The organism is Sphingomonas sp., assembly GCF_042096255.1.
Classification (GTDB): Bacteria; Pseudomonadota; Alphaproteobacteria; order Sphingomonadales; family Sphingomonadaceae; genus Sphingomonas.
On sequence record NZ_JBELLZ010000092.1, the window covers coordinates 1 to 12577 of the forward strand.

A 12577-nucleotide genomic window follows, 5' to 3' on the forward strand; every position below is an offset into this window, starting at 1 on the left:
GCTCCCTGCCGCCACGCGCGCGCTGCCGGTGCCGTCCGATCGCGCGCTCGCCCATGCCATCGCCGCCGAGACCTTGCGCCGCCTCACCGACCTCGACGCGCTGATCGACACGGCGACGCGCCTGCGCCTGCCCGACGACGCCAAGGCGCGCTTCGCGCTGCGCATCGCGCTCGTCCAGGCGCTGGCGCTCGGCACGCCGCCGCACGCCGCGATCGCGACGGTGCTGCCGCTGGTGGACGGCGGTCCGCGCAAGCTGGTCCATGGCGTGTTCGGCACGCTGATGCGGCAGGGCGCCGCGCTGCCGGAGCTGCCGGCACTGCCCGCCACGGTGGCGGAGCGCTGGCGGGCGGCATGGGGCGAGACGGTGGCCGAGGCGGCCGCCCGCGCCATTGCCGCGCCACCGCCGCTCGACCTTTCGCTTGCGGGGGCCGATGTGACCGCACCCAAAGGCGAGCGGCTCGCCCCCAACCACGTCCGCCTCCACGGAGGCGGCAGCGTTCCCGACCTGCCGGGTTTCGCCGAGGGCGCATGGTGGGTGCAGGACCTCGCCGCCTCCATCCCCGCGCGGCTGATCGGCCGCGACGCGGGCACCGCGCTGGACCTGTGCGCAGCGCCGGGGGGCAAGACGCTCCAGCTCGCCGCCGCCGGCTGGCAGGTGACCGCGGTCGACTCGTCCGAGCCGCGATTGGCGCGGCTGCGCGAGAACCTCACGCGAACCCGCCTCGACGCGCAGGTGATCCATGCCGACGTGCGCGACTGGGCACCCGCCGCGCCGGCGCAGACGGTGCTGCTCGACGCGCCGTGCAGCGCCACCGGTATCTTCCGCCGCCATCCCGATGTGCTCTACCGCGCCCGGCCGGCGATCGTGTCCGAAATGGCGGAACTCCAGCGCGCCCTGCTCTCCCGCGCCGCCGAATGGGTCGCGCCGGGCGGCACGTTGGTCTACGCCACCTGCTCGCTCGAACCCGAAGAAGGCGAGGCGCAGATCGAGGCGTTCCTCTCGGCACGGCCGGACTTTGCGCTCCGCCCCGCACAGGCAGGCGAGCTACCGCAGGGCATCACCCCCGATCCGCGCGGCTGGGTGCGCACGCTGCCGGGCACGCTGGCGGAGCAGGGCGGCTGCGACGGCTTCTTCGTCGCGCGGCTCATGCGTGCTTCCGCCTGACGCCAACCTTCGATAACGGTTCCCCATGAAGCCCGTCCGCATCGCCCCCTCGATCCTGTCCGCAGACTTCGCCCGGCTGGGCGAGGAGGTGCGCGCGATCGATGCTGCGGGGGCGGACTGGATCCACATCGACGTGATGGACGGCCATTTCGTGCCCAACATCACCATCGGCCCCGCGGTGGTGAAGGCGCTGCGCCCGCACACCGCCAAGCCGTTCGACGTCCACCTGATGATCTCGCCGGTCGACGCCTATCTCGACGCCTTCGCGGAGGCTGGCGCCGACACGCTGACGGTGCATCCGGAGGCGGGGCCGCACATCCACCGCACGCTCCAGCACATCAAGTCGCTGGGCAAGCGCGCCGGCGTGGTCCTGAACCCCGGCACTCCGGCCAAGATGCTGGATTACCTGCTGGAAATCGTCGACCTCGTGCTGGTCATGACCGTCAACCCCGGCTTCGGCGGCCAGCACTTCCTTGACGGCCAGCTCAGGAAAATCGCCGCGATACGCACGATGATCGAGAAGGTCGGCCGCGACATCGACCTGGAGGTGGACGGCGGCGTCGATCCCGAAACAGCCCGCCGCGCCATCGACGCCGGCGCCGACGCGCTCGTCGCCGGCACCGCCACCTTCCGCGGCGGCCCCGACGCCTACGCCGCCAACATCCGGGCGATCCGCGGCGGATGAGCGACGACGCCGGCGAGCTCGCGCCCGACGGGATCGAGGAAGGCAAGCGGCTGATGCGCGTCGGCGGCGACAAGGGATTGTCGCTCGCCGATCGCCTGTCCGAACGGCTGCACCGGCTCACCTGGCGCACCCCCTTCCACACCCTGCACCTGCGCGGTCGCCATCCCCTGAAGCTGATCGCGGTGCCCGACGATCCTCTGCTCGGCGACGTGCGGCGCGGCCAGGCACTGCTCGCCGGCCATCTCGACTTTCGCGGCGAACGGCGCGCGATCGAGGGGCTCGACCTGCGCACGCTGGAGGCGCCGCGCGCCTTCACCGACCACCTCCATTCCTTCGCCTGGCTGCGCGACCTGTCCACCGTCGCCACCCGCGCGCAGGGCGCGCCGATCGCCGAGGACCTGATGTCGCGCTGGATCGCCGCGCATGGCGAAAAGGTGGCGGGCGATGCGTGGCGCGCCGACCTGTGGGGCCGGCGCATCCTGTTCTGGACCGCGCACGCGCCGCTGATCCTCTCCTCGGCGGACCTGATCTACCGCTCCAAGGTCTTGAACGCGCTCGCCCGCGGCGCCCGCCACATCGATCGCAGCGCGGACAAGGCACCGCCCGGCCCGGCGCGGGTGGCAGCCTGGGCGGGCGTGGTCGCGGCGGGGCTGCTGATCCCTGGCGGCGACCCCCGGCGTTCGTTCGGCGAGGCGGGCCTCGCCCGTGCGCTCGCCACCGGCCTGTTCGAGGACGGCGGCGCGGTGAGCCGCGCGCCTGGCGCGCTCGCCGACATGGTCGCGCTGCTCGCCATGCTGCGCGAAGGCTATGCGGCGCGCCGGCTGGACCTGCCCGAGTTCGTTGCAGCGGCGCTGGCCCGCATGATCCCCGCCCTGCTCGGCGTCGCCCATGCCGATCGCAGCCTGTCGAGCTGGCAGGGCAGCGCGCCGCTCGACGCCGAGCGGCTCGGTGACCTGATCGCGGCGAGCGGCATCCGCACCCGCCCGCTCCGCCAGGCGCGCGACTGGGGGTATCAGCGGCTCGCCGCGGGCGGCACGGTGGCGATCATGGATGCGGCGCCACCGCCGGTCGCACGCGTGGTGGACGGCGGCTGCGCCTCTACCCTCGCCTTCGAACTGTCAGAAGGCGAGGCGCGTATCGTCGTCAATTGCGGAGGGGCGGATGCGGCATCGCTTCAGTTGCCGCCCGCGCTGGTGCAGGGCCTGCGCACCACCGCCGCGCACTCGACACTGACCATCGCCGACTCGAACTCCACCGCCATCCACCCCGATGGCACGCTCGGGCGCGGCGTCGGCGAGGTGGAACTGAGCCGCCAGGAATCGGAAAACGCCAGCCGGATTGAATCGAGCCACGACGGCTATGCCCGACGCTTCGGCTTCGTCCACCGCCGTCAGCTGATCCTCTCGGGCGACGGCAAGGAACTGCACGGCGAGGATTCGCTGCTGCCGCGCGGCCGGCGGCGCCGGATCGGCACCACGCCGTTCTCGCTGCGCTTCCATCTGGGGCGGGGCGTGGAGGCGTCGCCCACCGCGGACGGCCAGGCCGCATTGCTGCGCCTGCCGACCGGCGCCTTGTGGCAGTTCCGCACGCGGGGCGGCACGCTGGCGATCGAGGACAGCCTGTGGATCGATGGAGATGGCCGCCCCCTCGCTACCCAGCAGCTCGTGCTGACCGGCCGGGCGGACTCCGGCGGCGCGGTGACGAGCTGGCTGTTCAAACGGGCGAATTAGCCTAAGGGGCGCGCGCATGACGACCATCCCCATCCGCCGCGCCCTCCTTTCCGTTTCCGACAAGACCGGCCTGGTCGATCTCGCCCGGTCGCTCGCCGACAAGAACGTCGAACTGGTCTCCACCGGCGGTACCGCCAAGGCGATCCGCGACGCCGGCCTGCCGGTCCGCGACGTTTCGGATCTCACCGGCTTTCCCGAAATGATGGATGGCCGGGTCAAGACGCTGCACCCGATGGTACACGGCGGCCTGCTGGCGGTGCGCGACCATCCCGCCCACGCCGCGGCGATGACCGAGCACGGCATCGGCGCGATCGACCTCGTCGTCGTGAACCTCTATCCCTTCGCGCAGACCGTCGCGAAGGGCGCCGCACGCGACGAGATCATCGAGAACATCGACATCGGCGGCCCCTCGATGGTCCGCTCCGCCGCCAAGAACCACGCTTATGTCGCGATCGTCACCGATCCTGCGGACTATCCGCTGGTCGCCAGCGGCGAGACGACACTGGAGGATCGCAAGCGCCTCGCCGCCAAGGCCTTCGCCGCCACCGCCAAATATGATGCGATGATCGCCGGCTGGTTCGGTTTCGCCGATCAGGGCGAGCTTTTCCCCGCCACCCTGCCGCAGGTGCTCGAAGCGCCCGTGGTGCTGCGCTACGGTGAGAACCCGCATCAGCACGCCGCCTTCTACCGCAACGCCGGCCCGTCCACGCCAGGCATCGGCCAGGCGCGGCAGGTGCAGGGCAAGGAGCTCTCCTATAACAACCTCAACGACGCGGACGCGGCGCTGGAGCTGGTGGCGGAGTTCCGAGACGCCGAGCCGACCTGCGTGATCGTCAAACACGCCAATCCCTGCGGCGTCGCCACCGGCGCGACGCTGGCCGAGGCCTATGAGGCGGCGTTCGCCTGCGACACCGTGTCCGCGTTCGGCGGGATCATCGCGCTCAACCGCCCGCTCGACGCTGCCACCGCGCGCGCGATCACCGGCATCTTCACCGAGGTGGTGGTGGCGCCCGGTGCGGACGCGGAGGCGCTGGCGCTGTTCGCCGCGAAGAAGAACCTGCGGCTGCTGCTCACCGGCGCGCTGCCCGATCCCGCGCGCGACGGGCTGGTCGCCAAGACGATCGCGGGCGGCTGGCTGGTCCAGTCGCGCGATGGCGGCATGCTCACCGACGACATGCTCAAGGTGGTGACGAAGCGCGCGCCGACCGCGCAGGAACTCGCCGACTGCCGCTTCGCCTGGACGGTCGCCAAGCACGTCAAGTCCAACGCCATCGTCTATGCCAAGGACGGCGCCACCGCCGGCATCGGGGCCGGTCAGATGAACCGGCTCGAATCGGCCCGTATCGCGGCGTGGAAGGCCAAGGACGCGGCGGAGAAGGCCGGCTGGGCGCAGCCGCACGCGATCGGCAGCGCGGTCGCGTCCGACGCCTTCTTCCCGTTCGCGGACGGGCTGCTGGCGGCGGTTGAGGCGGGCGCCACCGCGGTGATCCAGCCGGGCGGCTCGATCCGCGATGCCGAGGTGATCGCGGCGGCGGACGAGGCGGGGCTGGCGATGGTGTTCACCGGCATGCGCCACTTCCGGCACTGATCGTCACCGGGTGGCGCTGCCCTCATGCGGCAGCGTCGCTTCTTCCGCGCGCGGCATCTTCGAGAACAATGCGCGGTCGGCGGGGCCGAAGGCGTAGCGCCAGAGGACGAACAGGAAGGTCACCAGGATCGCGGGCTCGCCGAACAGCAGCTCCGCCCATTCGAGCCGGTGCGGCAGCAGGGTGAACAGCCAGCCCACCGCCATCGCCGACCCCGCCGCCCAGACCAAAGGCCAGCGCCATGGCGACACCGGCGCGCCGAGCAGCCGCCCCAGCACCCGTGCCTTGATCATCGAGGTGAGCGCCAGGCTGGCCATCAGCGCCACCGCGGGGCCCGCCGCCTGCCACGCCTCAGGCCAGCCGAGCACGCGCATAGCGAAGACCAGGGCGAAGCTCAACGCCACCTGGAAGGCGATCATCGCCGCCGAGATCATCAGGTTGCGATGCCGCGCGACATAGACCAGCGCCGATTCGCACACGGCCCCGGTCGAGGCGAGCACCTCGGCGAACAACAGGAAGGCGAGCGCCGCAGTGCCGGCGACGAATTGCGGCCCCACCGTGCCCATCACCGCCTCACCGGGGATTGACCCCATCAGCGCAAGGCCGCCCTGCGCGGCGATGATCCAGAAGGCGACCTGCCGGACCTGCGTCGCGATCGCCGCCAGGTTGTTCTCGGCCAGGCTGCGGGTGATCACCGGGCCCAGGATCGGGTCGAACGAGGTCTTCAGCTTCTGCGGGATCGAGGCGACCTGCTGCGCCATGTAATAGATGCCGACCACGCCGGGCGCGAACAGCAGGCCCAGGATGAACCGGTCGACGTTGCGCGTGCCCCATTCGATCGCGTCCGCACCGGCGAGCGGTGCATTGGCGCGGGCGAGCGCGAACAACTCGCGAAGGTGCGGCGACCAGCCGGTCGGCAGGCCGTAGCTGCGCAGGAACGGCACGATGCTGGCGATCAGCGCCGCGGTCATCGACGCGACGTAGGACAGAACGAGACCGTCACGCAGCGTGAAGAAGGAGAAGGCCCAGGCGGCGATCGAGATCGTCCACGGTTCCACCACCGCGCGCGCGGTCACCGCCGCCTTGACGTTGAGGCGATAGGCCAGCGCCGCCAGGCTCACGTCCGACCAGGCGATCGCGACGACGATCAGCGAGAGATAGCGGTCGAGCCCGGTGACCGGCGTGTTCGGATACAGGATCTGGGGAAAGGCCCAGAGCACCGCGCTTGCCGCCAGTGAGACCACGCCGGCCAGCGCCAGGCCGTCCCACGCGACATGGGCATGCGGCCGCTTTGTATTCGCCAGCGCCTGCGCCAGCCCGCGTTTGAGGCCCAGTGTGGCGACCAGTGCAGCCAGTTCCACGACCACCACCGCGATGGCGAAGCGGCCGACCAGGTCCGGGCCGTAGAGACGGCCCGCGATGAACAGGAACGGGATGCGTGCGGCAAGGCGCAGGATGAAGCCGGCGACGTTGGTGCGCCCGCCCTTGGCCAAGGTGGCGAGGTCGCCTGCGGTACTCACGCCTCGGCCCGCCGCGCATCCATCCAGCGCATCGCCGGCGTGACGGTCACGCCGTGAAGCACCACCGAGATCAGCACGATCAACGCCAGGGCGTCCCACAGCACGCCTGCGTTGCCGAACTCGCCGTGGTTGAGCGCATAAGCGAGATAATAGACCGAGCCGAGCCCGCGAATGCCGAAGAAGGACACGATCAATCGCTCGCCGAAGGGCCTGCCGGTGCCGGCCAGCGACACCCAGGCGGTGAGCGGGCGGATGACGAAGATGCCGATCAGCGCGAATCCGACGGTGGCCCAGGTCCAGCCGGTCAGGAGCCCGGTGGCGGTGAGCATGCCGCCGAACACCACCAGCAGCACCATCATCAGCAGGCGTTCCACCTCGTCGGCGAAGTCGTGGAGCCGGTCGTTAAACTCATGGTCCTGCGCGGCGCGGCGCATCATCAGCCCGGCGACGAACACGGCGAGGAAGCCGTATCCGTGCGCAAGCTCGGTCAGCGCGTAAATCGCCAGGGTGGCGCCCAGGGCGACAAAGCCATCGCCGGTCTTGGACAGCTTCTTGTTGCTCGGCACCCAGTAGATCACCCAGCCGATCAACCAGCCGGCGCCCCAGCCGACCAGGCCGCCGACGGAAAGCCGGATCAGAACGGCATCGATTGCCCAGTCGCGCCAAACCGTTGCGGTCAGCCCGCCCGCGGCGATCGCCAGCGCCAGGCGAACAAACGGAAAGGCGAGCGCATCGTTCAGCCCCGCCTCGCTGGTGAGCGCGAAGCGGACCTCATCGTCGCGATGCGAATCCGGCCGCTCGATCTGGACGTCTCCGGCCAGCACCGGATCGGTCGGCGCCAGCACCGCCGCGAGCAGCAGCGCGGCGGGAATCGCCAATCCGAGCAGCGCCTGCCCGGCTAAAAAGAAGCCGACCAATCCCAGCGGCATCGCCACCGCCAGCAGACGCCAGGTCAGCCGCCAGCCGGAGAAGGAGAAGGGATGATCGATCTTGAGCCCCGCCCCCATAAGAGAGACGATGACGATCAGTTCGGCCAGTTTCTCGACCAGTATCGGCGTCTCGACCGGGTGCGGCACGAGCGGCGCGACTTGGGGCACCATGCCAAGCGCCGCGCCGATCGCGACGCAGACGATCGGCAGCGACAAAGGCGCGCGACTCAGCACCAGTGGCAGCCATGCGACGAGCAGGATCAGCAGCCCGCCGCCGAGCAGCGCCGGGACGTAAAGGTGGTCGATGGTCACGTCAGTGCGCCGCGCCCCAGCTCGGGCCGACGCCGATCTCCACTGCCAGCGGCACGTCCAGCACCACCGCCGGCTCCGCGGCGGTCGCCATGACGCGCTCGATCACCGGCTTCGCCGCCTCGACTTCGCCTCCCGGCACTTCGAACACCAGTTCGTCGTGCACCTGGAGCAGCATGCGCGTGCCGGTCAGCCCGGCTTGCGCCAGCGCCGGTTCCATCCGCGCCATCGCGCGCTTGATGATATCCGCGCTGGTGCCCTGGATCGGCGCATTGATCGCGGCGCGCTCCGCCCCCTGGCGCTCGTGCTGCACCTTGCTGCGGATGCGCGGGAACCAGGTCTTGCGGCCGAACAAGGTCTCGGTGTGGCCGCGCTCGCGCACGCTCGTCAGCGTCTCGGCGATGTAGCGGTCGATGCCGGGAAAGCGCTCGAAATAGCGGTCGATCATCGACTGGGCCTCGTCCGCGGTGATGTCGAGCCGACCGGCAAGGCCCCAGCGGCTGATGCCGTAGAGGATCGCGAAGTTGATCGTCTTGGCGGAAGCGCGGGTGTCGCGGGTCACCTCGCCGAACAGCTCCTGCGCGGTGAGGCTGTGGATGTCGTCGCCTCGTGCGAACGCTTCCTTGAGTTGCGGCACGTCCGCCATGTGGGCGGCGAGGCGCAGCTCGATCTGCGAATAATCCGCAGCGAGGATGACGTTGCCGGGCTCCGCCACGAAGGCGTCGCGGATCTGCCGGCCCACCTCTTGACGGATCGGGATGTTCTGGAGGTTGGGGTCGGAGGAGGACAGCCGCCCGGTCTGCGCGCCGGTCAGCGAATAGCTGGTGTGGACGCGGCCGGTCTCCGGGTTGATCTGCTCCTGGAGCGTGTCGGTGTAGGTGTTCTTGAGCTTGGTGAGCGAACGCCAGTCGAGCACGCGCGCGGCGATCTCCGCGCCGGGCGAATCCTTGTCGGCCGCTAGCCGCTCCATCTCGGTGACATCGGTGGAATAGACGCCGCTCTTGCCCTTACGCCCTCCCTTGAGGCCCATCCGCTCGAACAGCACGTCGCCCAGCTGCTTGGGGCTGCCGATGGTGAAGGGGCCGCCGGCAAGGCCGTGGATCGTCGTTTCGAGTTCGGCGATCTGGGTGTCGAAGTCGCGGCTGAGGCCCGCCAGCTTCTCGCGATCGACCTTGATGCCGTGCCGCTCCATCCGGCTGACTACCGCGGGCAGCGCGCGATCGACCATCTCGTACACGCGCGTGGCCTGTTCGGCGGGCAGCCGCGCCTTGAAGCGCTTCCATAGCCTGAGCGTCACGTCGGCATCCTCGGCGGCGTAGCGGGTGGCGGCCTTGAGATCGACCTCGTGGAATCCGATCGCCTTCTTGCCCGTGCCGGTCACGTCCTTGTAGGCGATGCAGCTGTGCTGGAGGTGGGTGGCAGCCAGCTCGTCCATCGCATGGCCGTGGCGACCTGCGTCGAGGTCGAAGCTCAGCACGATCGTATCGTCATAGGGCGCCACGCCGATCCCGCAGCGTGCCAGCACGGTCAGGTCATACTTGAGGTTGTGGCCGATCTTGAGAACCGAGGGGTCCTCCAGCAGCGGCTTCAGCTTGGTCAGCGCGACGTCGCGGTCAAGCTGCGGCGGCCGTTCGGCAAACATGTCCGATCCGCCATGGCCCAGCGGAACGTAGCAGGCGAGATTGGGCGCCAGCGCCATCGACACGCCCACCAGATCGGCGAGCATCGGGTCCTTGGCCGTGGTCTCGGTATCGATCGCCACCCAGCCCTGGTGCCGCGCCACAGTGATCCAGCGGTCGAGCGCCGCCTCGTCCACCACCGTCTCATAGGCATCATGATCGCAGGGCGGGTCCTCCTCCAGCACCACGCCGGCGGCGGGCTCCGGCTGCGGGGCTTCGGCGACCGCGCCAAGCTTGGTGAGCAGCGACCTGAAACCGTGATGCTCCAGGAAGGCGCGCAGCGGCGCTTCGGGGATGCCCTTGAGCTCCAGGTCCTCCAGCGGCTCGGGCATGTCGCCGTCGCACTTGAGGGTGACCAGCACCTTCGAGAGGCGCGCATTGTCGGCATGTTCGATCAGATTGTCGCGCAGCTTGCCCGCCTTCATCGTCGGCGCGGCGGCGAGCACGGCTTCGAGGTCGCCATGCTCGGTCAGCAGCTTGGCCGCAGTCTTGGGGCCGACGCCGGGGACGCCGGGAACATTGTCCACCGTATCACCCATCAGCGCCAGCACGTCGCCGAGCTTGTCGGGGCCGACGCCGAACTTCTCCTGGACGTACTCGGGGCCGAGCGTCCGGTTGTTCATCGTGTCGAGCATGTCGACCGAAGGATCGGTCATCAACTGCATCAGGTCCTTGTCGGAACTGACGATGGTGACGCGCCAGCCCTGCGCCAGCGCCGCCTGGGTGTAGCAGGCGATGATGTCGTCCGCTTCCAGCCCCTCCTCCTCGATGCACGGCAGCGAGAAGGCGCGGGTGGCATCGCGGATCATCGGGAACTGGGGGACGAGGTCCTCGGGCGGCGGTGGGCGGTTGGCCTTGTACTGGTCGTACAGCGCGTTGCGGAAGGTGCTCGACGACTTGTCGAGGATCACCGCCATGTGGGTCGGGCCATCGGCCTTGTGCAAGGCGTCGGCCAGCTTCCACAACATGGTGGTATAGCCATAGACGGCGCCCACCGGCTCGCCGTGCTTGTTGGTCAGCGGTGGCAGCCGGTGATAGGCGCGGAAGATATAGCCGGAGCCGTCGACCAGGTAGAGGTGGGGCATCGGCGCGGCTTAGCCGAAGCCATGGGGGACGTCACCAGCAACGCGCGGTCACGAATAAGCGCCTAGGAGCCCCTCTCCAGCCGCTCCATCGCGGCGATGTTGGCGGCGGCGGCGCTGCGATAGCTGATCAGCGCCGCGCCCGCCTCGCGGATCAGGTCCTGCCGGGTGCTCATCGCCACGCTGGTGTCGCCGATCATCACCGCGATCGCATAGCGGCGACCGTCGGGCGCGGTGAGCAGGCCGACGTCGTTGAAGCCGGCATTGCGGCGGCCGAGCTCCTGCCCGGTGCCCGTCTTGTGCGCCAGCTGCCAGCCTGCGGGCAGCGCCGCCTTGAGCCGGGCGCGGCCCGTCACCGTCGAGCCCATCGTGTCGAGGAACACGCGCGTCGAGGTCTCGCTCAGCAGCTCGCCGCGCGCCAGCCGGGCAAGCGCATCGGCGATGGCAAGCGGCGCGGCGCCGTCGGGCGGGTTGTCGACATAAGCTTCGAAAGCGGCCTGCCGGACCTCCGGTGCAAGGCGGGAACGCGCGAGCTGGAAGCCGTTGCCGACCGAATAGCTCTGCTGCCAGGTCAGCCCCGCGGTGCCGGACTGGAGCAGCCGCTCGCCCGGGCCGAAGCGGATGTCGCCCAGCTGCTTGTCCTCGATCGTCCGGCGCACCGCGGCGGGACCGCCGACCAGGGTGAGCAGGCGATCGTTGGCGGTGTTGTCGCTACGGGTCAGTGCGCGGGTGAGGAGGTCGCCGACGGTGGTGGTGTAGGCCCCCTGCTTGGCGACCAGATAGGCGATCGGCTGGTGGAACAGGGTCAGGTCGTTGCGGGTGATCGTGATCGGATCGTCGAGCCGGATCATGCCGCGATCGCGCTGATCGAGCAGGGTGAGCGCGACCCACAATTTGCTGACGCTCTGCTGGGCGAGGCGCAGGCGGCCGCCGGCCTCAATCGTCCAGCCCTCATCCACCGCACGGATCGCGACGCCGGCCTTGCCGGGAAAGCCCGCGATCAGCGACTGGATCTGCGCGCGTAGCCGCGCCGGCGCACGATCCACCGGCCGTGGACGCGGCTTGGGCACGGGGACCGAGACGACATAAGCGGGCGAACGCTCGGGCGCACGCACCGCCGAACGGGGCGGCTGTTCGGGGGCGACGCAGGACGACAAGGCGCATGTTGCCGCGATCGTTGCAAGCCTGCCCGCGCGTCCGATCATCCCGCCTTTTGCCCCCACGACCATGAAGGCGACCCTAACGGGGCTTTCTCCATACGAAACAGCAGGTTGCCGCGCTTGCGGTGAAGTGCGCCCGTGGCGCGGTGGAACGAATCGGCGCTCATGGCACCAGCACCGTGTCGACCGCTTCCACCGCGGTTTCGGGCCAGTCGAGCGTATAGTGCAGCCCACGGCTCTCGTGTCGGTGGAGCGCCGAGCGAACGATCAGCGCCGCGGTCTGGAGCAGGTTGCGCAACTCGATCAGGTCCGGGGTGACGCGGAAGTTGCCGTAATAGTCCTCGACTTCCTTGGTCAGCAGCTCGATCCGGTTGCGCGCGCGCTCCAGCCGCTTGGTGGTGCGGACGATGCCGACGTAGTTCCACATGAACCGGCGGATCTCCGTCCAGTTCTGCTTGATCACCACCTCCTCGTCGCTCTCGGTAACCCGGCTCTCGTCCCAGGCGCGAATGGCGGGCACCGGCGGCAGCGCGTCCCAATGATCCGCGATGTGCCGCGCCGCCGCCTCGCCGAACACGAAACATTCCAGCAGCGAGTTGGACGCGAGCCGGTTGGCGCCGTGCAGCCCGCTCTCGGTACACTCGCCCGCCGCATACAGCCCCGGCAGGTCGGTGCACCCGTCGCGGTCGATGACGATGCCGCCGCAGGTGTAATGCTGCGCGGGCACCACCG

General features: G+C 69.9%; 9 protein-coding genes. 4 read left to right on the forward strand and 5 right to left on the reverse strand.

Going from position 1 to position 12577, the window contains the following annotated elements; genetic code table 11:
* The 4 genes from ACFDTH_RS14710 to purH form a co-directional block, all read left to right on the forward strand.
* The coding region (locus ACFDTH_RS14710; RefSeq protein ID WP_375288308.1) for an RsmB/NOP family class I SAM-dependent RNA methyltransferase at positions 1-1165 on the forward strand (1165 nt) is incomplete at its 5' end.
* 25 nt (positions 1166-1190) lie between these two features.
* Positions 1191-1850, forward strand: a complete 660-nt coding sequence (gene rpe, locus ACFDTH_RS14715) for a ribulose-phosphate 3-epimerase (RefSeq protein ID WP_375288309.1) — start codon at positions 1191-1193, stop codon at positions 1848-1850.
* Positions 1847-3580, forward strand: a complete 1734-nt coding sequence (locus ACFDTH_RS14720; protein WP_375288310.1) for a heparinase II/III family protein — start codon at positions 1847-1849, stop codon at positions 3578-3580. Before rpe ends, ACFDTH_RS14720 begins: the two co-directional genes overlap by 4 nt.
* 16 nt (positions 3581-3596) lie before the next feature.
* Positions 3597-5168, forward strand: coding sequence for a bifunctional phosphoribosylaminoimidazolecarboxamide formyltransferase/IMP cyclohydrolase (gene purH / locus ACFDTH_RS14725; protein ID WP_375288311.1), 1572 nt, complete (start codon positions 3597-3599; stop codon positions 5166-5168).
* 3 nt (positions 5169-5171) lie between these two features.
* Here the strand turns inward: purH and ACFDTH_RS14730 are convergent, their stop codons facing one another.
* The 5 genes from ACFDTH_RS14730 to ACFDTH_RS14750 all read right to left on the reverse strand — a co-directional run.
* Positions 5172-6686 (reverse strand): lipopolysaccharide biosynthesis protein, encoded by a 1515-nt coding sequence (locus ACFDTH_RS14730; RefSeq protein WP_375288312.1) that lies wholly within the window; start codon positions 6684-6686, stop codon positions 5172-5174.
* Positions 6683-7927: a cation:proton antiporter gene (locus tag ACFDTH_RS14735; RefSeq protein WP_375288313.1), complete on the reverse strand. Its 1245-nt coding sequence runs from the start codon at positions 7925-7927 to the stop codon at positions 6683-6685. Before ACFDTH_RS14735 ends, ACFDTH_RS14730 begins: the two co-directional genes overlap by 4 nt.
* Position 7928: 1 nt before the next feature.
* Complete coding sequence (gene polA, locus ACFDTH_RS14740) at positions 7929-10688, reverse strand: DNA polymerase I (protein WP_375288314.1); 2760 nt, start codon at positions 10686-10688, stop codon at positions 7929-7931.
* Between the two features lie 62 nt (positions 10689-10750).
* A complete protein-coding gene (locus ACFDTH_RS14745) occupies positions 10751-11890 on the reverse strand; it encodes a serine hydrolase (RefSeq protein WP_375288315.1) in 1140 nt (379 codons plus the stop codon).
* 118 nt (positions 11891-12008) lie between these two features.
* Positions 12009-12577: FAD-binding protein (locus ACFDTH_RS14750; protein WP_375288316.1), on the reverse strand; the 569-nt coding region annotated here is incomplete at its 5' end.